This window comes from Xylophilus sp. GOD-11R (assembly GCF_033546935.1).
GTDB lineage: Bacteria > Pseudomonadota > Gammaproteobacteria > Burkholderiales > Burkholderiaceae_C > Xylophilus.
The window spans coordinates 3739589-3765227 of sequence record NZ_CP137854.1 but is presented as its reverse complement, the minus strand read 5'-3'; the positions used below and the strand labels follow the sequence as shown (position 1 = coordinate 3765227).

The 25639-nt window shown below is 67.3% G+C and carries 24 protein-coding genes; 14 read left to right on the top strand and 10 right to left on the bottom strand.

All coding sequences use genetic code 11. From position 1 onward, the window contains the following. Positions 1–13: 13 nt before the first annotated feature. The 9 genes from R9X41_RS17450 to R9X41_RS17410 all read left to right on the top strand — a co-directional run bounded on the left by R9X41_RS17450 (position 14) and on the right by R9X41_RS17410 (position 10812). Entirely contained in the window at positions 14–919 is a 906-nt protein-coding gene (locus R9X41_RS17450; RefSeq protein WP_318631713.1) for an NAD(P)/FAD-dependent oxidoreductase, read from the top strand. Positions 920–938: 19 nt separating this feature from the next. Further along, positions 939–2840, top strand: coding sequence for a selenocysteine-specific translation elongation factor (selB, locus tag R9X41_RS17445; RefSeq protein WP_318631712.1), 1902 nt, complete (start codon positions 939–941; stop codon positions 2838–2840). A 110-nt stretch (positions 2841–2950) separates the two neighbouring features. Next, entirely contained in the window at positions 2951–3877 is a 927-nt protein-coding gene (locus R9X41_RS17440; protein ID WP_318631711.1) for a LysR substrate-binding domain-containing protein, read from the top strand. Positions 3878–4032: 155 nt separating this feature from the next. Next, complete coding sequence (locus R9X41_RS17435; protein ID WP_318631710.1) at positions 4033–5511, top strand: NAD-dependent succinate-semialdehyde dehydrogenase; 1479 nt, start codon at positions 4033–4035, stop codon at positions 5509–5511. 37 nt (positions 5512–5548) lie between these two features. Next, positions 5549–6394, top strand: a complete 846-nt coding sequence (locus tag R9X41_RS17430) for an oxidoreductase (protein ID WP_318631709.1) — start codon at positions 5549–5551, stop codon at positions 6392–6394. Between the two features lie 53 nt (positions 6395–6447). Beyond that, positions 6448–7461, top strand: a complete 1014-nt coding sequence (locus R9X41_RS17425) for a Bug family tripartite tricarboxylate transporter substrate binding protein (protein WP_318631708.1) — start codon at positions 6448–6450, stop codon at positions 7459–7461. A gap of 155 nt (positions 7462–7616) precedes the next feature. Beyond that, the gene (locus tag R9X41_RS17420; RefSeq protein ID WP_318631707.1) at positions 7617–8666 is read left to right on the top strand and encodes a Bug family tripartite tricarboxylate transporter substrate binding protein; all 1050 of its coding nucleotides are present in this window, start codon (positions 7617–7619) and stop codon (positions 8664–8666) included. A 5-nt stretch (positions 8667–8671) separates the two neighbouring features. Continuing rightward, positions 8672–9823 carry an amidohydrolase family protein gene (locus R9X41_RS17415; RefSeq protein WP_318631706.1) on the top strand — a complete coding sequence of 384 codons (1152 nt, stop codon included), beginning with the start codon at positions 8672–8674 and terminating at the stop codon, positions 9821–9823. After that, positions 9823–10812 carry a Bug family tripartite tricarboxylate transporter substrate binding protein gene (locus tag R9X41_RS17410; RefSeq protein WP_318631705.1) on the top strand — a complete coding sequence of 330 codons (990 nt, stop codon included), beginning with the start codon at positions 9823–9825 and terminating at the stop codon, positions 10810–10812. Before R9X41_RS17415 ends, R9X41_RS17410 begins: the two co-directional genes overlap by 1 nt. Positions 10813–10909: 97 nt before the next feature. Here R9X41_RS17410 and R9X41_RS17405 read toward each other — a convergent pair whose 3' ends face one another. Next, a complete protein-coding gene (locus R9X41_RS17405; RefSeq protein ID WP_318631704.1) occupies positions 10910–12016 on the bottom strand; it encodes a porin in 1107 nt (368 codons plus the stop codon). A gap of 377 nt (positions 12017–12393) precedes the next feature. On the opposite strand from R9X41_RS17405, the gene R9X41_RS17400 reads away from it, so the two are divergent. Further along, complete coding sequence (locus R9X41_RS17400) at positions 12394–13338, top strand: LysR substrate-binding domain-containing protein (protein WP_318631703.1); 945 nt, start codon at positions 12394–12396, stop codon at positions 13336–13338. A gap of 129 nt (positions 13339–13467) precedes the next feature. Then, positions 13468–14451, top strand: a complete 984-nt coding sequence (locus R9X41_RS17395) for a Bug family tripartite tricarboxylate transporter substrate binding protein (RefSeq protein WP_318631702.1) — start codon at positions 13468–13470, stop codon at positions 14449–14451. A gap of 23 nt (positions 14452–14474) precedes the next feature. Here R9X41_RS17395 and R9X41_RS17390 read toward each other — a convergent pair whose 3' ends face one another. From R9X41_RS17390 to R9X41_RS17355, 8 genes are read right to left on the bottom strand one after another with little or no spacing between them, the layout of a single operon-like run. After that, entirely contained in the window at positions 14475–14810 is a 336-nt protein-coding gene (locus R9X41_RS17390; RefSeq protein ID WP_318631701.1) for a carboxymuconolactone decarboxylase family protein, read from the bottom strand. Further along, complete coding sequence (locus R9X41_RS17385) at positions 14807–15208, bottom strand: nuclear transport factor 2 family protein (RefSeq protein WP_318631700.1); 402 nt, start codon at positions 15206–15208, stop codon at positions 14807–14809. The genes R9X41_RS17390 and R9X41_RS17385 overlap by 4 nt, the downstream gene beginning before the upstream one ends. Then, positions 15205–15441: a hypothetical protein gene (locus R9X41_RS17380; RefSeq protein ID WP_318631699.1), complete on the bottom strand. Its 237-nt coding sequence runs from the start codon at positions 15439–15441 to the stop codon at positions 15205–15207. Before R9X41_RS17380 ends, R9X41_RS17385 begins: the two co-directional genes overlap by 4 nt. A 27-nt stretch (positions 15442–15468) precedes the next feature. Continuing rightward, positions 15469–16893: an NAD(P)(+) transhydrogenase (Re/Si-specific) subunit beta gene (locus tag R9X41_RS17375; protein ID WP_318631698.1), complete on the bottom strand. Its 1425-nt coding sequence runs from the start codon at positions 16891–16893 to the stop codon at positions 15469–15471. Beyond that, positions 16890–17198: an NAD(P) transhydrogenase subunit alpha part 2 gene (locus R9X41_RS17370; RefSeq protein WP_318631697.1), complete on the bottom strand. Its 309-nt coding sequence runs from the start codon at positions 17196–17198 to the stop codon at positions 16890–16892. Before R9X41_RS17370 ends, R9X41_RS17375 begins: the two co-directional genes overlap by 4 nt. A 2-nt stretch (positions 17199–17200) precedes the next feature. Then, positions 17201–18319 (bottom strand): Re/Si-specific NAD(P)(+) transhydrogenase subunit alpha, encoded by a 1119-nt coding sequence (locus tag R9X41_RS17365; RefSeq protein ID WP_318631696.1) that lies wholly within the window; start codon positions 18317–18319, stop codon positions 17201–17203. Between the two features lie 52 nt (positions 18320–18371). Beyond that, positions 18372–19577, bottom strand: a complete 1206-nt coding sequence (gene pcaF / locus R9X41_RS17360; RefSeq protein WP_318631695.1) for a 3-oxoadipyl-CoA thiolase — start codon at positions 19575–19577, stop codon at positions 18372–18374. 25 nt (positions 19578–19602) lie between these two features. Beyond that, on the bottom strand, positions 19603–21075 hold the full coding sequence (locus tag R9X41_RS17355; RefSeq protein WP_318635263.1) for a 3-hydroxyacyl-CoA dehydrogenase: 1473 nt from the start codon (positions 21073–21075) through the stop codon (positions 19603–19605). 406 nt (positions 21076–21481) lie between these two features. Here R9X41_RS17355 and R9X41_RS17350 point away from each other — a divergent pair, with 406 nt between their 5' ends. Further along, positions 21482–22270, top strand: a complete 789-nt coding sequence (locus tag R9X41_RS17350) for an enoyl-CoA hydratase/isomerase family protein (RefSeq protein ID WP_318631694.1) — start codon at positions 21482–21484, stop codon at positions 22268–22270. Here R9X41_RS17350 and R9X41_RS17345 read toward each other — a convergent pair. Continuing rightward, positions 22258–23223: a LysR family transcriptional regulator gene (locus R9X41_RS17345; RefSeq protein ID WP_318631693.1), complete on the bottom strand. Its 966-nt coding sequence runs from the start codon at positions 23221–23223 to the stop codon at positions 22258–22260. The genes R9X41_RS17350 and R9X41_RS17345 overlap by 13 nt on opposite strands. A 118-nt stretch (positions 23224–23341) precedes the next feature. On the opposite strand from R9X41_RS17345, the gene R9X41_RS17340 reads away from it, so the two are divergent. Both R9X41_RS17340 and R9X41_RS17335 read left to right on the top strand, forming a co-directional pair. After that, on the top strand, positions 23342–24505 hold the full coding sequence (locus tag R9X41_RS17340; RefSeq protein ID WP_318631692.1) for an iron-containing alcohol dehydrogenase family protein: 1164 nt from the start codon (positions 23342–23344) through the stop codon (positions 24503–24505). A 134-nt stretch (positions 24506–24639) separates the two neighbouring features. Next, the gene (locus R9X41_RS17335) at positions 24640–25620 is read left to right on the top strand and encodes a Bug family tripartite tricarboxylate transporter substrate binding protein (RefSeq protein WP_318631691.1); all 981 of its coding nucleotides are present in this window, start codon (positions 24640–24642) and stop codon (positions 25618–25620) included. Positions 25621–25639: the final 19 nt, after the last annotated feature.

Here is a 25639-nt window from a genome sequence, read left to right as displayed (position 1 = left end):
AACCAGCCACCGCATGAACACCACCACCCAACACGACCTCGTGGTCATCGGAGCCGGCGTCGCCGGGCTTTCTGCCGTGCGCCAGGCCCTGGGCGACGGCCTGTCCGTCGCCTATTTCGAATCGAAGATGTTCGGCGGCCTCGTCCTGAACGTGAACGAACTGGAGGGCGCGGTGCAGGGCAGCGGCGCGGAGTACGCGTCCAACCTGGTGAACGAGGTGCTGGAGGCCGGCGCCGAGAGCATCGAGGCCGAGGTGCGCGGCATCGAGGCGGCGGGCGATGCGCTGCTGGTCGCCAGCGACGCTGGCACCCACCGCGCGCGAGCAGTGGTGGTGGCTTCGGGCGCCGGGCTGCGCAAGCTCGGTGTGCCCGGCGAAGCCGAGTTCGACGGCCGGGGCGTGTCGCACTGCGCCGACTGCGACGGCCCCATGTTCCTGGGTCAGACGGTGGTGGTAGTGGGCGGCGGCGACTCGGCGCTGCAGTCGGCATTGGTGCTGGCGCAGTACGCGGGCAAGGTCCACCTGGTGCATCGCGGCCCGGCCTTCACCGCCAAACCGGCCTTTGTCGAGACCGTGCGGGCCACGTCAGCGATCGAGGTACATGCCGGCAGCGAGGTATCCGAGATCGTGGGCGCCGAAGGAGTGGAGGGCGTGCGGGTCGGCACCGCGCTGCTGGCCGCCACCGGTGTCTTCGCCTATGTCGGCCTGGTGCCGTCCTCCGGCTACCTGCCAGTTGCGATCGAGCGCGACGCCAACGGCCGCATCGTGACCGGACCGGGACTGCAGACCGCGTTGCCGGGCGTATATGCGGCCGGCGCGGTGCGGGCGGGCTGTGGTGGTGCATTGGCCGACGCGGTGGCCGACGGCATCGCTGCGGCACGCTCCGCCGTGGCGCGGCTGGGCGCAGCGGCGCACGCCTGAGCTGGAGAGCGCGCGTACCGTGATCATCGCTACGGCCGGTCACATCGACCACGGCAAGACCACGTTGGTGGGCCTGCTCACCGGGGTGGACACCGATCGCCTGCCCGAAGAGAAGGCGCGCGGCATTTCGATCGAGCCCGGCTTCGCCCATTGCGAGCTGGCGGGCCACACCGTCGCGTTCGTCGACGTGCCCGGCCACGAGCGTTTCGTTCGCAACATGCTCGGCGGCGTCTATGCGGTGGGGCATGTGCTGTTGGTGGTGGCCGCCGACGACGGCGTGATGCCGCAGACCCGCGAACACCTGCAGATCGTGGACCTCCTCGGCGTGGCCGGCGGCACGCTGGTCATCACCAAGTGCGATCGGGTCGACGAGGACCGGTTGGCCCACGTGCGCGACGAGTTGCGCGCACTGGTACGCGGCACGGTGTTGCGGCACGCCGCGCTGCTGGAATTCAGCGCGCCCACGCGGCATGGCCTGGATCTGCTGCGCGACCACCTCACCGGAGTTGCGACCGCCTGGCGCCGGGACGACGGTACTGACACGCAGCCACTGCGCTACGTGGTGGACCGCGCATTCACCATCGCCGGCAGCGGAACGGTGGTGACCGGCACCGTCATCGCCGGTTCGCTGGCCTCTGGTGACCAGTTGCTGATCGCACCTTCGGGCAAGCCGGCACGGGTGCGCAAGCTGCAACGCCACGGCGGCACGGTGGAGAGAGCGCGCGCGGGTGAACGCTGTGCGGTGAACCTTTCGCGCATCGAACGCAGCGAGGTCCGCCGGGGCGACTGGCTGGTCGAGGCCCCGGCCCGCCAGCCGGTGCAGCCCGTGCAGACCCTGGACATCCGCCTGCGAGTGCTGGACTCCGCACCCGCCGCGCTGCGCCACTGGGCGCAGCTGCATGTACACGTCGGTGCCGCAGACGTGCCGGCGCGGCTGGCGTTGCCCCGGGGCGCGGGCATCGCGCCGGGTGAGTCGGGCTTCGCGCAGCTGCGGCTTGCGCGGCCTGTGCATGCTGCCCACGGCGACCGCATCGTGCTGCGCGACCAGTCGGCAAGCATCACCTTGGCCGGCGGCGTAGTGTTGGACTCCGAGCCCGGGCCAACTCGGGCCGAACGCCGCGCCAAGGTGCTGCAGGCACTGTCTCGTGGCGGTGCGAAGGATGCACTGCCGGAACTGCTGGCGATCGATGACGCCGGGCTCGACCTGGCCTGGGTGGCACGTGTGTTCAACCTGCGGCCTGCTCAGGTGCAGGCCGCGTTGCCACCCGACGCGGTGCTGGTGCAGGCCCCCGGCCCGGTGGCGCTGCCAGCGCCGACGGTAGAGCGGCTGATGCGTGAGACGCCCTTGCGGCTGGCACGTTTCCATGCCGAGCAACCTGCCGAGGCTGGCATGCCACCGGGGGCACTGCGCGGCGAACTGGCGCGTTCTATGCCGGGCGAGCGCTTCGTGGCGCTGCTGCGCCGGCAACTGCCGCCCGGTGTGGTGGGGTTGGACGCGATGCGTCTGCGCCTGGTAGGCCACGACCCCACCGATAACCCGCGCGACACGGCGGTATGGCAGCGCGTGCGGCCGCATCTGATGCAAGCCGGCCACGCGGTGCCGGCGGTGCGGCAGCTGGCGAAAGCCTCGGGTGTGCCTTACCAGCAGCTGCGCGAGTTCCTGCACCGCAAGAGCGAGACCGGACCGGTCGTGCGGCTGAGCGGCGAACGTTTTGCGCTGGCAGAAACCGTGCATACCTTCGCCGACCTGGCCCGCACGCTGGACCGCGAGCAGGCCGGGGGCGGTTTCGGGGCGGCCGGCTTCCGTGACGCGGCGGCGGTGGGGCGCAACCTCGCGATCGAGGTGCTGGAGCATCTGGACCGTATCGGCGTCACCCGGCGCTCGGGCGACCTGCGACGGTGTACCGGGCCGGACGGCTGATGCTCACAGGCATACGCGACCCCTGCACGACGGGTAAATGCCTTCACTTCGCACGACCCCTTGTCTGCACAATGCTCGGTTCCGAATAACGCGTCGTGCAGCCGGACACCTTGGAACTTCGCCAGCTTCGCTACTTCATTCGTGTGGTCGATCTCGGCAGCTTCGGGCGCGCCGCGAAGGAGTTCGATCTGGTCACTTCCGCGCTCAGCCAGCAGATCGGCCGCCTGGAGACCGAGCTGTCCACGCGTCTGTTGCATCGCTCGCCGATGGGCGTGCTCGCCACCGACGCCGGGTTGGCCTTTTACCGCCAGGCGCAACTCGCGCTGCGCCATGTCGACGACGCCATCGTGGCGGCGCAGCAGGCACGGCTGTCAGGTCATGTGAGCCTGGGGCTCGCGCCTTCCACCGCGGCCGTGCTGGCTTTACCTTACATGCAGGCCATGCGCAACCGTTATCCGGACGTGCGGCTGCGCTTGGTTGAAAGTCTGTCGTCCAACCTCTCGGCCATGTTCGACTCGCGCCAGCTCGACCTGGCGATGTTGTTCGACGCGGTCACCGCGCGTCGGGGCCATGCGGTGCCGCTGGTGCGCGAGCGGCTTTTCCTGATCGGCTCGCGTCAGATGCCCGAGATGCTGGCGTTACCGGAAAAGCGCGTGGAGATCCGCGACATCACCGCCATGCCGCTGGTGCTCGGCTCGCTCGGCGTGCGGCACGACGTGGACGCCGCGTTCGCGCGGGTGCAGTGCGTGCCGCAGGTGGCGATGGAAATCGACGGCCTGCCGGTATTGCTCGACGCGGTCCGCGCCGGGCTCGGTGCCACCATCCAACCCGGCGCGGCCATCGTGCGCCTGCCCGCCGGCACCCTGCGCTCCATCGAAATCGCCGATATCGATGCCTGTCGCCTGAGCACCATGGTCAGCCTGCGCGACGAGGAGCTATCGCCCGCCGTGCTGGCCGCGCGAATCGTGCTGCGTGACACCGCCCGCCAGGTGATCGACGCCGGTCATTGGCCGGGCGCCAGTTTCGTCGAAGGGTGACGGCACCGCGGCCCTGCCGAGCCGCGTCCGCGTCCTCATGGGGTCTTCATATGCAGTGAAGAGCTCGTCAGTGCCTCTGCCCTACCGCGGGCCCTGACCCGTCCCTAGACTGGCCAACGCCGCCCCCCGAGGGCTCGACACGAAAAAGACGAGACATGTACAGCGACGACATCGCGATAGAGAAGATCCGCACGGCCGTGGATTACCCCGCTGTCGGACTCCACATCGCCGGCCAATGGATTCACGACCGACCCGCCTGCCGGCAGGTGGTCAATCCCAGCGACGAGACCCCGCTCGGCCCGGTGCCCGGCGCCACGCCGGCTGATTTGGCGCTGGCGCTGGAGGCCGCGCAGGACGGCTTCGAGCAATGGCGGCGAGTCCTGCCGATCGAGCGTGCGCAGCTGCTGATGCGGGCCTGCGCGCTGGTGAGGGAGCGGTCCGAAACGATCGCCCGGACCATCACGCTGGAGCAGGGCAAGCCAATCGCCGATGCCCGAAACGAGGTGCAGCGCGCCAGCACCTTCCTCGAATGGGACGCCGCCGAGGCCCAGCGCCTTTACGGGAGCGTCGTGCCGGCGGGGCCGCGGATGCGGCAGTCGGTGCTGCGCCTGCCGATCGGCCCGGTGGCGGCCTTCACGCCGTGGAACGTGCCGATCAGCTCGCCCGGCCGCAAGATCAGCGGCGCTCTGGCGGCGGGCTGTTCGGTGATCATCAAGGCGGCCGAGGAAACCCCCGGCACCGCCTGTGCCTTCGTGCAGTGCTTCATCGACGCCGGCCTGCCTCCGGGTGTGCTCAATCTCGTGTTCGGCGAGCCGGATCTCGTCTCCACCACGCTGATCGCCTCGCCCGTCATCCGCATGGTCACGCTTACCGGCTCGGTGGCCGTCGGCAAACGCCTGACGGCCTTGGCCGCTCAGGCCATGAAACCGGTGCTGATGGAACTCGGCGGCCATGCGCCGGTGCTGGTGGGCGAGCATGTCGATGCAGCCGCCGTCGGTCGTCTGGCGGGCACCGCCAAGATGCGCATGGCTGGCCAGATCTGCGCTTCGCCCACGCGCTTCATCGTGCACCGGCGCAGCTATGACGCCTTCGTGAACGCATTCGCCCAGGTCGCCCGCGACTTCGTGGTGGGCGACGGTTTCGCGCCGGGTGTGCAGATGGGGCCGTTGGTCAACGCCCGGCGCGTGCAGGCCATCGAGTCTTTGGTGGAAGACGCCCGCGCCCGCGGGGCGCGCGTCGCAGCGGGTGGGCACCGCATCGGCGAGCGTGGTTTCTTCTACGCACCGACGGTACTGGCCGAGGTGCCGGCCGAGGCCCGCGCCCTGCACGAGGAACCCTTCGGCCCGCTTGCCCTGTGCGTGGCCGTCGACAACATGAACGCGGGCATCGCGATGGCCAACGGCCTGCCGACGGGCCTGGCCGCCTACGCCTTCACCAACTCCATGGAAGAAGCCGAGCGCTTCAGCCAGGAGCTCGACTGCGGCGTGCTGTCGATCAACCACTTCGGCAGCTGCGGCCCCGACACGCCCTTCGGCGGTGTGAAGGAAAGCGGCATAGGCCGTGAGGGCGGGGCACAGAGCCTGGAGCCCTACACCACCACCCGCACGGTGCTGTTGAACACGCGGCCCGTCTAGCGATCAACCGGACCCGAACAACCAAAGGAGATATGTCATGACAGGACAGCGCAAGCGCACGTGGCTGATCACAGGCGCGGACAAGGGCCTCGGCCTTTCCACCGCCAAGGCGGCTCTGGAACAGGGCGACCAGGTCGTCGTGACGGTGCTGGCCGCCGACGGCAGCCACGTGCTGTCGGCCGAGTACCCGGACCGCTTTCGCGCCATTCACCTCGACGCCCGCGATCACCACCGTTTCGCCGAGGTGGTTGCGCTGGCCGAGCAGGCCTTCGGCCGCATCGACGTGCTGGTCAACAACGCCGGCTACGGCCTGATGGCGGTGGCCGAAGCCACGCCGGTCGACAAATACCGAGCGATGTTCGAGGTCAACTTCTTCGGGCTGGTGGAAATGACCAAGGCGGTGCTGCCCATCATGCGGCGCCAACGGTCGGGCCACATCATCAACCTGTCGTCCAAGGCCGGTTTCATCGGCGTGACCGGCTTCTCGATGTATTGCGCCTCCAAGTTCGCGGTGGAGGGTTTTTCGGAGTCGGTCCAGGCCGAGACACGTGAACTCGGCATTCGCGTGACCATCGTCGAGCCGGGCGGTTTCCGCAGCGACTTCGCCGGCCCCTCGCTGGTTACGGCCCTGGGCGAAGACGGCGACTATGCCGCCGCCAACCTGCGCATTTCCCGATACGTGAACGAGCGGCACGGCAAGCAGGAAAGCGATCCTGCCAAGTTCGGCCCCGCCATGTGCCGCCTGGTGGCTGCCGACGAGCCGCCGCTGCGCCTGCCGCTGGGCCGCGATTGCATCGATGCGTTACGAGAGCAGGTGCGCTCGGTAGAGGTGGAGTTCGACCGCTGGGAGGAGCTTTCGCTGTCGACCATGGCAGACGACTAGGGGCGCGTACGGCATCGGCCGCGTCGAAACAAAAAGAAGGATGGAGACAAGACATGAAGGCATCGAAGGGAACGACCCGAACAAAGAGGCGTTGCCTGCTTGGGCTCGCGGCGCTGGCGGCGGCGTGCCTGCTGCTGCCGTCAGCAGGCGTGCAGGCCGCCGCGTCCCAGGGGGGCGAGCAATATCCCGCCAAGCCGATCCGCATGGTCGTCTCGTCGGCCAGCGGTGGCGCGCTCGACATCGTGACCCGGCTGGTCTCGTTGAAGCTGGGCGAGTACCTGGGACAGCCGGTGGTGGTAGAGAACCGACCCGGCGCCGACACGCTGGTCGCCACCCGGTACGTAAAGGACGCGCCGGCCGATGGCTACACCGTGCTGGCGCAGGCCAACGGCTTCACGATCCTGCCCGAACTCAACCTCAACCCCGGCTACGACCCTCTCGCCGATTTCAGGGGCATCGGCATGATGACCCGCTCGCCCCAGGTCATGGTGATCGGCGGCGAGGAGCCTGGTCGCAACCTGCAGGAATTCATTGCACGGGCAAGGATCGAGAAGCTCAGCTTCGCCTCCGGCGGTCTCGGCGCGCCACCCCACATCTCGGCGCTGCTGTTCCTGAAGAGCCAGAACCTGGATCTCACCAACGTGCTTTACAAGGGCACCGGCGCGGCCTATCCAGACCTGGTCGCCGGCCGTGTCTCGATGATGTTCGGCGGCTACAGCGGGCTGGTGCCGTACCTGCAGTCCGGCAAGTTGCGGCCGTTGGCGGTGAGCTCCACCCGGCGCATCGCCGCGCTGCGGGACGTGCCGACTTTCGTCGAGCAGGGTGTCGACTACACCTACACACTCTGGCTCGGCCTCGTCGTGCGGTCGGGCACGCCGCCGGCAGTGGTGGCGCGGTTGTCCGACGCCCTGCGCCACGCCCTGGCCGACAAGAGCCTGAAAGAGCGCTTTGCCGCCGAGGGAGCCGACACCACCTTCATGAAACCGCAGGAATTCGACGCCTATCTGGCGCGCGAAGTGGCCGACATGAAGAAGCTCGCGGCCGAGCAGAACATGGTCAAGCAGTAGACCGGCTGCACTTCGTCGCGTTGGCACAAACCCTCGTTTAGCCAACGCTTAAGGCGGTGTCAGAAAACCCGACACCGCCACCTCCGGCGGACCGGAAAAATGCAGCGACTGCCGCCGCCGGTCATGGGCGAGAAGAACAACCTGGAGACAGCAACATGGATTCATCCAACTCGCGGCGTGTGTCGGCCGCATGGCTGAGCGCACGACACGCTGGCCATTTCGCCAAGCGAATGGCCGTCCGGATCGGCTCCTGGCTGACTGCGCTGCTGTTGTCGGCGCTGCCGCCGGCGGCCCTGGCCGCCGACGTCTATCCGTCGCAGCCGGTGCGGCTCATCGTCGGCTATGCGCCAGGCGGCTCCACCGACGTCTTCGCACGGGCGCTGGCGCAGAAGCTCAGCGAGAAATGGAAGCGCGAAGTCTTCGTCGACAACCGGCCCGGCGGCTCGGAGATCGTCGGCGCCGCAGCGGTCGCCAGCGCCAAGCCTGATGGCTACACCTTGCTGTTGTCGACCGACCAGGCGCTGCTGAGCAACCAGTTTCTGTTCCACAAGCTGCCCTACGACCCGGTGAAGGGCCTGCTGCCGATCATCCGGACGATGGACGCGCCGATGGTCATGGTGGTGCGGGCCAACAGTCCCTACCAGAACGTGGCGCAGTTGCTCGACGCGGCGCGGCGCGATCCGGGCAAGGTGAGCTATTCGTCCAACGGCCCCGGCGGTCACATCCATCAGGCGCTCAACTGGCTGGCGGTGAAGGCCGGCGTAAAGTTCATCCATGCGCCTTACAAGGGCGGCGGGCCGGCCATGCAGGCGGTTCTCGCTGGCGATGTCGACATGACAGCAGTGCCGTTGTCGGTGGCCGAGCCCTTTCTCAAGTCCAATACCCTGCGGCCGCTCGCGGCGACCAGCGCCCGGCGCTTGCCGGTCCTGGCCGACACGCCCACGCTTGCCGAGCTCGGCTACGACGTGGTGGTGCAGGCGCTGACCGCGGTGGTCGCACCGGCCGGCACCCCGCTCGACGTGGTTGCCAAGATTGCCACCGACGTGAAGGCCATCGTGGCCGAACCGGTCTTCGCCGAACGCGAGATCGTGCGTTACGGATGCTTCGCCATCGGCGACGATCCACGGGAGTTTTCGCAATACCTCGCCAGGGCCGCGAGCATCTACCAGGCGCGCGTAGTCGCCGCCGACGTGAAGCTGGACTGAAGGTGATGACCGGCGACTCCATTTCTTCTCCATCGCCTGTTTCGGCCGACAACGCGGGCCGGGCTGTCTTCGCGCAGATCCATGCCCCGCGCCCGGCTTGGCTGGCGCTCGCCGAGCAGGAGCCGACGCTGGACCCGGCACTGCCCATCGTCGACGCGCACATGCATCTCTGGCATCCGCCGGGCGGGGCGCGCTATTACGTCGAAGACTACGCCGGCGATGCCGCGAATTGCGGTCATCGCATCGAGGCCTCGGTTTACGAAGAGTGCTTTCACATGTACCGCGCGCGTGGCCCGGCGCATCTGCGCTGCGTGGGCGAGACCGAGTTCGCCGTCGGTCAGGCTGCCATGGCCGACAGCGGTGCCTTCACCGACTCGCGGGTTGCCGCGGTCATCGTCGGCCATGGCGAGCTGACCCTGGGTGAGCGCACCCGCGAGGCGCTGGAAGCGCACGTGAAAGCCGGCAACGGCCGTTTTCGCGGCGTGCGCCAACTCGGCAAATGGGACGCCGACCCGGCGGTACGTGGCCGGTACTGCGCCGACCGGCCACATCTCTACCGTGACCCCGATTTCAACCGAGGCATGCGCGAGCTTGCGGCACTCGGCCTGTCCTTCGACGCAAGCGTGTTCCATCCACAGATTCCGGACGTTACCGCCCTCGCACGCGCCCATCCCGACGTGTCCCTCGTACTGGTGCATTGCGGCAGCCCTGTGGGCCACGGCGCCTATGCCGGCCGGCAGGCGCAGGTGCACGCGGATTGGCTGGCTCACATGACCGAACTGGCGCGCTGCCCGAACGCCTGCGTAAAGCTTGGCGGGATTCTGATCAACCTGGCCAGCTACGACTATTCGCGCGCCGAGCGCCCCCTCGGCTCGGAGGCTCTGGCCGATCTGTGGCGCCCCTATATCGAGCCGTGCGTCGAGTTGTTCGGTGTCGATCGGTGCATGGTCTCGTCGAACTTCCCGGTGGACAAGGCCGGTTTGGGCTTCGGCACCGTCTGGAACGTGTTCAAGCGCCTTACCGCTGGATGCTCCCAGCAGGAACGTTCGGCGCTCTTCAGCGGCACCGCCCGACGGATTTACCGAATCGCGCCTGCAGACCAGCCGGCCGGCGATGCGACACCCACTGAAACAGCCCTGCAGGGCGAGGAGACATGATGAACCTCATCGACCGACGCCGGGTTCTCCGGCTCGCCACCGTTCCAGCCATGGCGGCAGTGGTGCCCGCGCACGTCGCCCTCGCCGCCGGCTATCCGGAGCGGCCGATCCGCCTCTACGTGGCCAGCGTGGCAGGTGGCCTGGTGGATATCGCCAGCCGCGAATTCGCCGAGCGCATGGGCACCTACCTGGGTCAGCCGATGGTGGTGGAGAACGTGCCGGGAGCCAGCACCATCGTGGCCGCCCGCAAGGTTGCAGCGCTGCCGCCGGACGGTTATGCGCTGATGTCTTTTGCCGACACCTTCCTCACGGCGCCCTTGCTCAACAAGAGCGCCGGCTACGACGCGGCACGCGACTTCGCCGGCATTGGCGAGCTGGCGCGCTCGCCGTTGCTGCTGGTGGTGCCGGCGGCTTCGCCGATCAGGTCGTTGGCGGACCTGGTCGAATCCGCCCGGCGTTCGCCTGGCAGGCTGTCGTACGGCTCCACCGGCGTGGGCGGTACATCGCACCTGCCGGTGGTGCAGCTGGCGCGGCAGGCGCGCATCGAGGTGATCCACGTGCCGTTCAAGGGCGTGACGGCGATCATTCCCGACCTGCTGGCCGGCCGCATCGACTTCACGATGGGCACGGCTACTTCGTTTCATGAATTGCTCAAGGCTGGAAAGATGCGCGCCATCGCGGTCAGTTCGGAGTCACGGGTTCAGGCTTTTCCCGACGTGCCGACCTTTCGCGAGCTGGGCTATCCCGGCGCCAGCTCGGAACTCTTCATCGGCCTGGTCGCGCCGGCCGGCACGCCCATGGCGGTGCGCATTCGCCTGGTCGACGCGATGCGGACCGCAAAGATCGATCCCAAGCTCGCAGCCAAGTTCGAATCGCTCGGTCAGTCCCTGGCCCCCGACGCCACGCCGGCGCAATTCGACCAGTTCTATCGAGCCAAGGAAGAGGGTTATCGAAAACTCGTTTCTGAGGCTGGCATCACGGCCGACTGAAGAAAATACGGTTCGCCAATAAAAAAGAAGGCTGTCGGGGGTCGGCAGCCTTCAATACCTTGGGGAAACAAGTGCCGGCAGCGCCGGCAATAATCTATCAGAATGTGTGTTTGAGGCCTACGACATAACCCGTCGAGTTTCCGCCGGGGGTTGGGGCGTTCACGTTGGGAATAGACCCGCCGACGGTACCGACGACAAAATTGCCGGCGCCCTGATTATTGACGCGTGCCACTTCCGCGTAAATTGCAGTGCGTTTGGAAAGGTTATAGGCATAACCTACCGAAACTTTATTGGCGTCCAGATTCGAAGCGTTTGCCGACTTGTTGTCATAGCGCGAGATCTGGCCACGCAGCAAGCCCGCGCCGAGCGGCGCGGTGAAGCCGATGGCGTAGGTGTTGAACTTGAACTCCGGCAACGCCCCGCGGCCATCCAGGGTTTCGCGTTGAAAGAACGCCATCGGCTTGATGAAGCCGAAGTTGTAGGAGGCACCCAGGTTGGCGACTTTGTAGTCGTCGACATAGGCCGCGTTGCGCGAGACGTCATAAAAAACGCCGTAGCCAGCCGCCACGTCGAGCGCTCCGTTGGTAAAGCCGGCACGGCCACCCAGGTAGTTGCCTTGCTTGTCGGAGTTGGTGGCGGTCGTGGGTGTGTCGGAGTTGCGCTCGCCAAAGGCGTACTGCACCGAACCGTAGAAACCGCCGAGCGTGGCTGGCAGAAAGTACGACACCGCGTTGCTGGTACGGATGTAACTCAAGCCTGCACCGCCGCTGGTGGTGACTCCGGCTCCCGGCCCGTAGTTCTCGATCGTGCCGAACCCTCGCTGGGCGGCGGAGTCGAAAGCGATCATGTTCAGGTAGTGCGCGGTGAAATCGCGACCGAGGCGAACCTCGCCGAAGTTGCCCGACAGGCTCACCGTGGAGCGGCGGACAAAGTTGAAGCCGGCCGCGTTGCCGTTGTCTGCCTGCACTTCACCTTCAAGCCAGAAACTCGCGGCAAGTCCACCACCCAGGTCTTCGGTTCCGCGGAAGCCGAGTCGGCTCGTGGTGTTGGCGCCGTTGGTGATGCCGTTGGTACTACCCGCGCCGGAATTGCTGATCCGCCCGACGCCTGCATCCAGCACCCCGAAAAGTGTGACCGACGATTGTGCGAACAGGGCCGGGCTGAATGCGGCGAGCGCCGCCATCGTCAGCAGTGATTTTTTCATCTAGCAGTCTCCGTTGGTTGGTATTCCGGCGTTGCACGCCTTGCGCGCGACGCGGGGCCTCACAGGCCATTTCCACCCGCCTATCTGGGGGTACGGTTATTTCAGCAGATAACCGAAAAATATCAGTCTGATATTTTGTTTGGCTTGCCAAACTGAATGGAATACCCTGGGAAAACATTTAGAACGGAATGCCGCGTATTCGGTACGGTCAGCGGTGTCTTCAAGAAAGACGCGGTTGCCTGCCGCGCAGTCACGTCATAAATGCGGGCTAGGTAAAAACGATAATAAATCGCTTAATGGAATGGTAATTGCTCGTCATGAAGCATGGCAATCATCGAATATGTTCGAAAACTTCTCGCCGTCGGGGGCGGCGAAAGGTGAAGCTGCGCCAGTTGCAATGCCTGTGCACGGTCGCGGACGTCGGATTCAACATTTCGCGCGCAGCTCTGGCGCTGCACGCCACCCAACCGGCCATCAGCAAACAGTTGCGCCAGCTCGAGGAAGAGCTCGGCTGCGATCTGCTGCTGCGCCAGGCCGGTCGGCCGGTGGCTCTGAGTGAGGCGGGCGAGCGGTGCCTGGCGTGGGCACGCCGTGCGTTGCAATGCACCGATAACCTCCGCGCCGCTGCGCACGGGGATGTCGGTGTTGGCGATTTCGCGCTGGCGGCCAGCCACATGCATGCCAAATACCTGGTGCTGCCGAAGCTCGCGAGTTTCATCGACCGTTTCCCACGGGTTCGCGTGAAGATGCTGCAGGTGTCGCCGGAAGCGGTGGTCGACATGGTGCGCGACGGTCGGGCCGTGGTGGGGCTGACACTGATGCCGCCGGCAGCGTCGAGCGAAGTGGTGGCCTTCCCTTTCCGTGGATCGCCGCGGGTGCTGCTGGCGCCCAACGGCCACCCGCTGCTCGACGGACCAGAGCTCACGCTTGAGCGCATCGCGGCCTATCCGGTGGTTCTGCCACATTCGTTCGGCTCGCATGGCGGGCAGATCGTGACCGTGTTCCGCGACGCCGGCGTGCGGGTCGACGTCGCGCTGCAGGCACTCGATACCGACCTGGTCAAAAGCTACGTGGCCGCGGGTCTGGGAGTGGGCATCATCTCGGCGGCCTGTCATCGCTCGGGCGTGGACCAGGGCCTGGCGGTGCGCGACGCGAGCCACCTGTTCGAGCCGGCCCTGTCGGCGGTGGTGCTGCGCCGGCACATGCACCTGCCGCGCCATGTCCACGACTTCATCTCGCAGCTCGATCCCGGCCTTGCCGACGCCGACTTCAACACGCATGCCGACGAAGCTCCGGCCGTCGCTGCGGCGCTGGCTCGGTAGTTACCAGCGGTCGCCACCAACTGGCACATGTTTCGCACCAGCGCTGCCGGGAGCCAGGCCGCCGAGCGGCCGTGCCCGACAGGTCGGTGGCTCACCTTGCTTACCGGTTCAACAAGACGGAGACAAAAAATGAACGTTGATCTTTCCAGGCGCCGTATCGCACACGTCGCATTCGCCGTGGTAGCAGGCCTGGGTCTGGGCAGCACGGCTACATCGGCCGCCGACGCCTTTCCGAGCAAACCGATCCGCATCATCGTGCCTGCGGCACCGGGCGGCTCGATGGACCTGATCACGCGTCTCATCGCGCAGAAGATGGGCGAGCGGCTCGGTCAGCCGGTGCTGGTCGACAACCGGGTGGGCGGCGACACCATGGTCGGCACCCGGTACGTGAAGGACCAGCCCGCCGACGGCTACACCATCCTCGCGCAGGCCAACGGCTTCACCATCATTCCGGCACTCAAGTCCGAGGCGGGCTACGACCCGGTGAAGGACTTCAACTCGATCGGCTTGATGAGCCGCCTGCCTTTCATGATGCTGGTTGGCGCAACCGATCCGTCGCGCAACCTGGCCGAGTTCATCGCGAGGGCCAGGACCGACAAGCTCACCTTCGCCTCGGGCGGCATCGGCGGGCCGCCGCACATGGCTGCCGCCATGTTCTTCCGTCAGCAGGGATTGGACGTGGCGACGGTGCCTTACAAGGGCAATGGCGTGGCGCTGCCAGACGTGGCCTCGGGCCTGGTCAACACCATCTTCGACGGCTACATCAGCAGCATTTCGTACATCCAGTCCGGCAAGTTGCGGCCCCTGGCGGTGACTTCCACCGCGCGCATCGCGCCGTTGCCCAACGTGCCCACCTTCGCCGAGCAGGGCGTGAACTACAGCTATACGCTCTGGCTGGGTCTGGTCGCCAAGGCGGGCACGCCCAAGGACGTGGTGCAGAAGCTCTCCGATGCGCTGCGCTACGCCATCACCAGCAAGGAGCTGCACGACCGTTTCGTGAGCGAGGGTTCGGACCCGACGCCCATGAGCCCGCAGGAGTTGGACGACTACGTGGTGAAGGAGACTGCAGAGATGAAGAAGCTGGTCGCCGAACTCGGCATTCCCAAGCAGTAGCCGGCGACTGTGGCTCGCAGCGATCAGGCGGGCGGCTTGCCCGCTTTGTCGAACAGTTCCAGCGCGGCCTTGCCGGCGCCGAGCGCGGTGGGCCAGCCGACATAGAAGGCCAGCTGCACCACCATGCCGCGCAGCTCGTCGAGGGTGATGCCGTTCTCTACACCGCGCCGCATCCAAACCTTGAGTTCGTCGAGCTTGCCGCAGGTCGCGAGGATGGTGCAGGTCACCAGGATGCGATCGCGGTAGGCCATCTCGGGCTGCTTCCACACATCGCCAAGCAGTACCTGCTCGCGCAAGCGTGCGAGCTGGGGTACGTGCTGGTAGACGCGGGCCGAATCACCGCTGGTCGCCGACGTCATGGCGCGGCCTTGGGCAGCGGCGTGGCCGCATAGGCGAGCAGCTTCCAGCCGCCATCGCCGCCGATCCAGGTCGAGCAGAAGGCGGTTGCCAACGTTTTCTGTTCGCCACGGGCGAAGATCCGGGCATGCAGCTCGCCTTCGATCAACGCGATGTCGCCCAGCAGGCTGACCCGGCTGTCGAGCATCTGCACGCTGTCGTAGCGCAGGCGGGCTTCGCGCAACGAGGAGACGAGTTCGGTCTTGGACTCAGTGCGGCCGTTGGCATGCACAAAGACCAGGCGGTCGTCCAGCAGGGCGGCCAGGGCGTCGGCGTCGTTGCGCAGCAGGCTATCTGCGCGTCGGCGGTGGCTCTCCAGCAGCGTCTGGCGACGCGGGTCGTCTTGGGGGAATTCGGTCATGTCGTCTTCGGGTAAAGGGATGTGCCAACGCCGGGCGGAGTCGGCCACTTGCCGTGATGGATCTCGTAGGCGCATCCAGCGGCGTCGAGGTCCTGGCACCATTTTTCGAACAGCACCAGGTTGCCAGTGCCCTGCAGGACCGTGTTTTCGTCGATCTCCAGCTGCTCCACCGACGTCACGTGGTGCATGCCCAGGGCCGCGAGATCGCTGCGCGAGAGTTTGAGATATCGCATGGGAGAAAGCTCCTGTGTTGTCGACCGCTATTCGATGGCCTTGACCATGTCCTCCACGACCTTCTTGGCGTCGCCGAAGACCATCATGGTCTTGTCCATGTAGAACAGTTCGTTGTCCAGGCCCGCGTAGCCGGCAGCCATGGAACGCTTGTTCACGATCACTGTCTTGGCCTTGTAGGCCTCCAGGATCGGCATGCCGTAGATGGCGGTGCCCTTTTGCAGCGCGGCCGGGTTCACCACGTCGTTGGCGCCGAGCACGATTGCCACGTCAGCCTGGCCGAACTCGCCGTTGATGTCCTCCATCTCGAACACCTGGTCGTAAGGCACTTCTGCCTCGGCCAGCAGCACGTTCATGTGGCCCGGCATGCGCCCGGCCACCGGGTGGATCGCGTACTTCACGGTAATGCCCCGGTGCGTGAGCTTCTCGGCCAGTTCCTTGACCGCATGCTGCGCCCGCGCCACCGCCAGGCCGTAGCCGGGCACGATGACAACCGTCTCGGCATTGCCCAGCACGAAGGCGGCGTCGTCGGCGCTGCCGCTCTTGACCGGCCGCTGCACCGCTTCGCCGACCGTGGCTACCGCCGCGTCGCCGCCGAACCCGCCCAGGATCACGTTGAAGAACGAGCGATTCATCGCCTTGCACATGATGTAGGACAGAATGGCGCCGGACGATCCCACCAGCGAGCCCGCGATGATCAGCATCGAGTTGTTCAGCGAGAAGCCGATTCCAGCGGCGGCCCACCCCGAGTAGCTGTTGAGCATGGAGACCACCACCGGCATGTCGGCGCCGCCGATCGGGATGATGATCAGCACGCCCATGACGAACGCCAGGGCCAGCATGGCCAGGAAGGCCGGCCAGCTCTCGGTGAGCATGAAGCCCAGCCCCAGGCCGATGGTGACCAGGCCCAACGCCAGGTTGAGCGGGTGCTGGCCGGTGAACACCACCGGCGCGCCCCTGAAGAGGCGGAACTTGTAGCCGCCCGAGAGCTTGCCGAAGGCGATCACCGAGCCACTGAAGGTGATGGCGCCGATGGCTGCGCCCAGGAAAAGCTCCAGCCGATTGCCCACGGGGATCGGATTGCCGCGCGCCGCGATGCCGAACGCGTGCGGCTCGGCCACGGCGGCCACTGCGATGAACACCGCGGCCAGGCCGATCATGCTGTGGAAGAACGCGACAAGCTCGGGCATCTTGGTCATCTCGACCGTCCTGGCACGCCAGGCACCGTAGCCGCCGCCGGCCACCAGGCCGACAAGCACCCACGACAGACCGCCGAGGGCACCGCCGGCCAGCTCCACGATGAGCGCGCCGGTGGTTAGTACCGCGATGGCCATGCCGGTCATGCCGAACAGGTTGCCGCGGATCGAGGTGGTGGGATGCGAGAGTCCCTTGAGCGCCTGGATGAAACAGACCGATGCCGCCAGGTAGAGCAGCGTGACGATATTCATGCTCACTTGCGCACCTCCGTGCGTTTGTCCTTCTTGCGGAACATCTCGAGCATGCGGCGGGTGACCATGAAGCCCCCGAAGATGTTGACAGCGGCCAGTGCCACGGCCAGCACTCCCATGCTTTTTCCCAAGAGCGTGTCGGTGAGCGCGGCGGCCAGCATGGCGCCCACGATCACGATCGCCGAGATGGCGTTGGTCACCGCCATCAACGGCGTGTGCAGGGCGGGGGTGACAGTCCAGACCACGTGGTAGCCCACGTAGATGGCCAGCACGAAGATGATCAGGTTGATGATGGTGTGGGAAATTTCCATGGCTACCTCGTCCTCTTCACCTCGCCGCCCTGCGTGACCAGGCAGGCAGCGACGATGTCGTCGTTCATGTCGATGCGGATGCCGGCCTCGGGCTCGACCACCAGCTTCAGAAAGTCCAGCACGTTGCGGGCGTACAAGGCCGAGGCGTCGGCCGCCACCAGGGCGGGCAGGTTGGTCTCGCCGATCAGGGTCACGCCGTGCTTCTGCACCGTGCGGCCGGGCTCGGTCAGCGGGCAGTTGCCGCCTTGCGGCGCGGCCAGGTCGACGATGACCGAGCCGGGTTTCATGGCGCGCACCATGTCTTCGGTCACCAGCTCCGGCGCCGGGCGGCCGGGGATCAGTGCGGTGGTGACGACGATGTCCGCCGCGGCCACGCGCTTGGCCACCTCGGTCTTCTGGCGGTCCAGCCACGACCGCGGCATGGGGCGCGCATAGCCGCCCACGCCTAACGCGGCATCCTTTTCTTCCTGTGTTTCGTACGGCACGTCGATGTACTTCGCGCCTAGCGACTCGACCTGTTCCTTGACGCTGGGCCGCACGTCCGATGCCTCGATGACGGCGCCCAGGCGCTTGGCCGTGGCGATAGCCTGCAACCCCGCCACGCCCACGCCCAACACCACAAGCCGCGCGGCCTTTACCGTACCGGCCGCGGTCATTAGCATCGGGAAGAAGCGCTGGTAGCGGTCGGCCGCGATCATCACCGCCTTGTAGCCGGCGATGTTGGCCTGCGAGGACAGCACGTCCATGCTTTGCGCCCGCGTGGTGCGGGGGGCGGCCTCCAGCGCGAAGGAGGTCAGGCCGGCTTCGGCCATCCGCTGCAGGCCGGCGGCATCGAAGGGGTCGAGCATGCCGACCAGCGTGGCGCCGGGACGCATCGCCGGCAACTCCGCGGGCAGCGGTGCGCGCACCTTCAGCACCAGATCGCAGGCGAGGGCGCCCGGCTGGTCGGTGATCTCGGCGCCGACAGCCTCGTAGGCTGTGTCGGGCACGCTCGCGGCCAGTCCCGCACCGCTGGCGATACGCAGGCGGTGGCCCTGGGCGACGAGTTTCCTGGCCGTTTCAGGGGTAACGGCCACGCGGGTTTCTCCCGCCGTGGTTTCGGCGGGTACGCCTATCTGCATGATGTCTGCTCTGGGTAAGTGGGGTCGGAGAAGATGGATAAGCCGTGCATGGTCAGACGCGTTCGAGCACCACTGCGATGCCCTGGCCGACGCCGATGCACATGGTGCAGAGCGCGTAGCGGCCACCGCTCTTGTGCAGTTGGTTGACCGCCGTGGTCACCAGCCGCGCGCCCGAGGCGCCCAGCGGGTGGCCGAGCGCGATCGCGCCGCCGTTGGGGTTGACGCGCGGATCGTCGTCTTGCAGCCCCAGCAGCCGAAGCACCGCGATGCCCTGGGCGGCAAAGGCCTCGTTGAGCTCGATCACGTCCATCTGCTCGAGCGTCAGCCCGGTCAGCGCCAGCACCTTCTGCGACGCCGGCGCCGGGCCGATGCCCATCACGCGCGGCGCCACGCCGGCCGTCGCCATGCCGACGATGCGGGCGCGCGGCGTGAGGCCGTGGGCCTTGGCCGAAGCTTCGTCGGCCAGCAGCAGCGCGCAGGCGCCGTCGTTCACGCCGCTGGCGTTGCCGGCGGTCACCGTGCCGTCGGGGCGGACCACGCCCTTGAGCTTGGCGAGGGCTTCCATGCTGGTGTCGCGTGGATGCTCGTCCCTGGAGACGACGATGGCGTCGCCCTTTTTCTGCGGCACGGTCACCGGGGTGATCTCGGCGTCGAAGTAGCCGGCCTTTTGCGCCGCGACGGCGCGCTGCTGCGAGGCCAGGGCCATCTTGTCCTGCGACAGGCGGTCGATCTGGTAGTCGTCGGCCACGTTCTCGGCGGTCTCGGGCATGGCATCCACGCCGTACATCTGCTTCATCAGCTTGTTGACGAAGCGCCAGCCGATGGTGGTGTCGTACACCGCGTTGGCGCGGCTGAAAGCCGACTCGGCCTTGGGCATGACGAACGGCGCGCGGCTCATGCTTTCCACGCCGCCGGCGATCATCAGACCGGCTTCACCCGCCTTGATCGCGCGTGCCGCCGTGCCGATGGCGTCCATGCCCGAGCCGCACAGGCGGTTGACGGTGGAGCCGGGCAGCTCCATCGGCAGGCCGGCCAGCAGCGAGGACATGCGCGCCACGTTGCGGTTGTCTTCGCCGGCCTGGTTGGCGCAGCCGAAGATGACGTCGGTGACCGCCGCCCAATCCACATTGGGGTTGCGTGTCATCAGCGCCTTGAGCGGCACCGCGCCGAGGTCGTCGGCCCGCACCGAGGAGAGCGCGCCGCCGTAGCGGCCGAAGGGGGTGCGGATGGCGTCGCAGATGAAAGCCTGGTTTGTCATAGTTCTTGGAGGGAGTCGAGAAATTTCAGGGTTGCCGATCGGGTGCGGACAGGCTTAGTCCGAGGCGGGCGCGGCGAACGAGCCAGGGGGCGGGGCGGTAGCGCTGGTCGCCGAAAGTGGTTTGCAGGCCGCGCAGCACCTCCAGCACCCTTGTGGCACCGAGCTTGTCGCCCCATTCGAACGGCCCCATGGGGTAGCCCAGGCCCAGGCGCACCGCAGCGTCGATGTCGGCCGGCGAGGCGACCGCCTGTTGCGCCATCTCGCAAGCCAGGTTGACCACGCAGGCGACCACGCGCGGCGCCACGTAACCGGGCGAGTCGGCGATGACGAAGGCGGGCACCGCGGCGGCGGCGAAGGCGGCTTGCGCGGCGTCGATGGCAGCGCCGCTGGTGGCCGGGCTGGCCATGAGGGTGACGCCGTTGCGGCTGCCGAAAAGCGGGTCTATCGCCACCGCTCGGGCGGCGTCGAGGCCGAGTGTGGCGACGGTGGTGGACAGGTCTTCAGCCAGTGGTGCGAGCAGCAGCAGGTCAGCCTGGGCCGGGTCGGCCACGCGGCGAACCGCGCCGAGGATCTCTGCCAGCGCCGCGGGCAGGGCGGCCGGGCCGTCGTCGGGCCACCACACGGCGCCCTCGTAGGGTGCTGCGAGCGTCTTGGCGTCGGCGGGCGTGGCGGCACCGGCACCGGCTTCGTAGCGGTAAAAGCCCTGGCCGGCCTTGCGGCCCAACAGGCCGGCCAACAGACGGGTGCGGGCGAGGGGGGAAGGGCGGTAGCGGTCGTCGCCGTAGTACTGGCCGTGGATCGATTCCATCACCGGCACCGACACGTCCAGACCGGTCAGGTCGAGCAACTCCAGCGGGCCCATGCGAAAGCCCGCGCAGGACCGCAGGATGCCGTCGAGTACTGGATGCTCGGCAGTGCGTTCCGACAGCAGCTTCAGCCCTTCGGTGACGAATGCTCGCCCGGCGTGGTTGACCACGAAGCCCGGCGAGTCGGATGTGCGCACGCCACGGTGGCCCATGCGCCTGGACAGCTCGCCCAGCGCCTCCACCGCCTCGTCGGAGGTGCGCGGAGCCTGGATCACTTCCACCACCCGCATGCGAGTGACGGGGTTGAAGAAATGCCACCCGGCCACTCGCTGTGGCCGCTCGCAGTTGGCGGCGATGGCCGTCACGCTGAGCGATGAGGTGTTGGTCGCAAGCACGCAGTCCGGTCCGACAATGCCTTCGAGCTGGCGAAACAGCTGCTGCTTGGGCTCGAGCTTTTCCACGATCGCTTCGACCACCAAGTCGCGGTCGGCCATCAGCGCGATGTCGCCGATACCTTGCAGCCGGGCCATGGTGGCGTCGAGGTCTTCCTGGCTCAGACGACCCTTGGCCACGCCTTGCGCGAGGTCCGTCCGGACGGCGTCGAGCGCCCGAGCCACCGCGTCGGCGGCCATGTCGAACAGCTGCACCTCGCAGCCGGCGGCGGCGCATGCCTGCGCGATGCCGCGTCCCATGGCGCCGGCGCCGACGATGCCGATCTTTTTCAGTTCTTGTCCCAACTTGTCTGCTCCGTGGCGCGCATCGCGCCGTTTGGGGAAAGGAGCGTTTGCGCAAGCGGTGTGCCAGCGATGAGGTAACGGCTTGCCACTCCCGGGCATGGCGGCCCGCGCTGCCAGCGACGACGTGGCGGTGTCGTCCCTGCACACGGCCGTGTGCGTGCCGACGACAGATCGTGCCGCGTGGACGCGATCAGAAGAAATCCGCTGGCGTCCCAATGCGGCTGCAATACCCCGGCCACGCGACGCGTCCTCGCGTGGCACACGGCTTGCGGCGTGATTCGTGGCAGGGCAGCATGGCCGCAGCGGCAGCCGTCCCCCATCAGCGCCGATACGCGCCAGATAGAACCAGGAGATTGCAGAGATGTCAGAACAATTGATGTTGAAGGTGGACGATGGCATTGCAACCATCACCGTCAACCGCCCCGAAAAGCTGAACGCCTTCACCGACGAGATGCTCGAGGAATGGATCAACACGCTGGAGCTGTGCCGCACCGATCCCGAGGTGCGGGTGATCGTGATGACCGGCACCGGCCGGGCCTTCACCACCGGCGGCGATGTCGAGACCTTCTCTGCCTCGGCGGCGATGAGTGCAGAGCGCATCAAGACGCGCGTGGCCGAAGGAGCGCAGCGGTTGCCGCGCAAGATCTGGGAGATCGACAAGCCGGTGATCTGCGCGCTCAACGGCATGGCCACCGGCGGCGGGCTCGACATCGCGCTGGCTTGCGACATACGTTTTGCCGCAGAGAGCGCGCGCTTTGCCGAGACCTATGCCCGCATGGGCCTGATCCCCGGCGTGGGCGGCGCCTATCTGCTGCCGCGTATCGTGGGTTGGGCCAAGGCGCTGGAGATGTTCTGGACCGCCGATTGGGTCGATGCGCGCGAGGCCGAACGTATCGGCCTGGTGAGCAAGGTGTTCGCCGACGAGGAGCTGATGGCCGGCACCTACGCCTTCGCGCGGCGCGTGGCCGATGGTGCGCCGCTGTCGGTGCAGCTGATCAAACGGGTCATGCGTTTCGGTCTCGACAAGGATCTGGCCACTGCGCAGGAAATCGTCGCGGCCAACCTGCCCATCGTGCGGACCAGCGAGGACCATCGCGAAGCGGTGGCGGCCTTCAAGGAGAAGCGCACGCCGAAGTTTCAGGGGCGCTGATCGGGCGGCTGCGCCTGAAGCTCGGCGGCCACTTCCTTCACCACTTGCACCATGCGCTCCAGCACCGGATCGGTCCGCCCGCGCGACCATCCGAAGACGAAGTTGGTGGTGTAGTCGACCCCGTGCAGCGGCACCACCGCCAGGCTGGGCGGATAGGCGAAGTGCTCGCCGATCACCGCCAGCCCGATGCCCATGCCGACAGACACGAGGTTCAGCTGCGAAGTGATGGAGCTCACTTCCTGGATCACGTTGGGCTCGAAGCCCGCCTTCTGGCAAAGCGCGTAGATCGCGCCATAGCCGGGGCTGCTGCTCGATTGCGGGACGACCACGAAGCGTTCGTCGGCCAGCTCGGCCAAGGTGACCGACGCGCGGCCGGCGAGCCGGTGGTCGCGCGGCACCACCGCGCCCAGGCTGCCAGTCTGGATCGGAAACCAGTCGAGCTGCGTCTGCTCTGCCGGTGGCAAACCGTCGGCGCGGCGGCGGGTGAGCAGGCCGGGGTCGGGGCCGAAATGCATGAAGCCTGCCTGCACCCGACCATCGGTCAGCGCCTTGGGCTGCTGGAAGCTGGGCAACTCCACCAGGTGCAGGGCGACTTCGGGATACCGCTCGCTGAAACGCTTGATGGTGGCCTTGAACAGCGAGTGGAGCAGGGTGAGGTTGCCGTAGGCGATGTTGAGACTGCCGCACTTGCCCTGTCCGACCCGCTTGGTGAGGGCCACCGCCTCCTGCAGCTCGACCATGATGGCCTGCAGCTGCGGCAGGAAGGCGCGGCCGGCGGCGGTCAGCTTGACGTGCTGCGGCAGGCGCTCGAAAAGCAGCGTTCCGAGCTCGTCCTCCAGGTCCGCGATGATCTGGGAAACCGCCGGCCGCGTGACGTGCAGCCGTTCGGACGCGCGGCCGAAATGTTCCTCTTCGGCCGCGGCTATGAAATATCGGAGGTGACGCAGTTCCATGAGTCGGGCAGTGGCGGCAAGGCCGTTCGCATCGCAACAAGCATGCCCTGCCTCCGTGGCATATCGATTGCATGAAGCAGTCGATTTGAACCCCATTGCAGCCTCGGCTGTCTGCACCATGCACAGCGTTTTCCCCCATCCCCACTTTTCCGATTTCCAGTACCTGGCGCCCGAGTTGCGGCTGCATTGCGGCGTTCGGAGCCTTGCGGCGCTGGCGCAGGAGGTGCGACGTGCCGGCTGCAGCCGGGCGGTCGTCGTCACCGGCCGCTCGGTCGGTGCGTCGCCGGCCCTGCAGGCGCTGCGCGATGCGCTCGGCGATGTGCTGGTGGGCGAGAGCCATGCAGTCAAGCCAGACAGCCCGATGCCCGCAGTGGCCGAAGTCGCTGCCCGCCTGCACGCGCTGCAGGCCGATGCCGTGATTGCAGTGGGCGGGGGCTCGGCGGCGGTGACGGGGCGGGCGGCGGCGATCCTATTGGCCGAGGAGCGTCCAGCCGAGGAGCTGTGTACCCGCCGGCTGCCCGACGGTCGCTTCGACAGCCCGCGACTGTCGGCGCCCAAGCTCGCGCAGTTCGTCGTGCCAACCACGCCGAGCACCGCCTTCGTCAAGGCCGGCAGCGCGGTACACGACCCGGCGAGCGGACGCCGCATGGCACTGTTCGATCCCAAGACCCGGGCCCGCGCCATCGCTCTCGATCCCGGCCTGCTGGCCAGCGCGCCGCCATCGCTGGTGCTGGAGGCGGGCCTCAACACGCTGTCGACCGCCATCGAGGCATTGGAGACGCCGCGCTGCGATCCGTTCTCCGAGGCGTGGCTGATGCAGGCGATTCGGCTGGTGGCCAGGCACCTTGGCGGACGGGGCGAAGACGACCCCGCTGCGCGCGCGGCCCTGGCCGTGTCGGCGGTGCTGTGTGGGCGCGGTACCGAGCAGTCGGGCGGCGGGCTGGCTTCGGTGTTGGCCCATGCCATCGGCCGCCGCAGCACCGCGTCGAACGGCATCGTCAACGCCATCGTGCTGCCTTACACGCTGGGCTTCAACGCCAGCGCCACGGCCGCTCGGCGCCCGCGGGTGGCCGAGGCGCTGGGCGCAGGCGATGCCGTGGAGACCCTGCAGGCGCTGTTGGCCGGACTGGCGGTGCCGCGCCGTCTGCGCGAGATCGGCATCGAGCAGACGCATCTGCCGGAGATAGCCGAGGCGGCGATGTCGGACTGGTTCATCAGCCGCAACCCGCGCACGGTGGTCCATGCCGACGAGGTGCTGGAGTTGCTGCAGGCCGCCTGGTAATGCCGCGGTGCCGGTCAGCTTTGCTTACCGCTGACTCCACAAAAGCCGACTCGACAGCCAGGGGTAGCGACTTCGAGAATCGATGAGCGACCCGGCCGGCTCCGCCAGGCCATTCATAAAGAAGGAGACATGGAATGAACCGCTTCGTCCGCAGTGCGTTGGCCTGCCTGGTGATGGCGATCGGCGCCCTGCCACTGGCCCCTGTCCAGGCCCAGGACAAATATCCCTCGCGATCGATCCGCATCGTGGTTCCGTATGTCGCCGGCGGCGTCGGCGACGTGGTGGCTCGCATTCTGAGCACGCCGTTGGGCGAGGTCCTGGGCCAGCCGGTGATCGTGGAGAACCGGCCCGGTGGCGACGCGGCCATGGGTACCGAATACGCGGCACGCACCCCGCCTGACGGCTACACGATCCTGCAGGTCTCCACGCCGCAGGCGGTCAACATGGTGCTCAAGGAAAACGTGCGCTACGACCTGCTGCGCGACTTCGTCCCGGTGGCCCGTGTGGCCAGCACCACGCTGGTCCTGACCACCTCGGTGAACGCTCCGGGCCGCAGCGTCGCGGACCTGGTGGCCGCCGGCAAGGCCAGGCCCGGCGGGCTGACTTTCGGATCCGGTGCGGTCGGCTCGCTGGGCCACCTCTCGGGCGAGCTCTTCAAGCGGGCGGCCAACATCAGTGCGCTGCATGTGCCCTACAAAGGCAACGCGGCGGTGATTCCCGACCTCATCGGTGGTCGGCTCGACTTCTTTTTCGCTACCCAGCCCGAGGCACTGCAGGGCGTGAGCGGCGGCCACTTGCGGGCGCTGGCGGTCACCGCCACCCAGCGCGTGGCTGCGTTTCCCGGCGTGCCCACCATGATCGAAGCCGGCTTTCCCAATTTCGATCCGTCGAGCAACTACGGCTACATGGTCCCGGCCAATACCCCGCCGGCCGTGGTCGTACAGCTCTACGAGGCCATCGCCCGTGTGGTCAACACGCCGGCGGTGCAGGAGCGGTTCCAGACGCTCGGCCTGACTTCGGCACTCGCCGATCCGCAGGCCTGGGGCGCCAGCGTGAAGAACGACATCTACCGTTGGGGCCAGGTCATCAAGGCCGCCAACATCCGCGCAGATTGAACGAACGAACCGACACCCA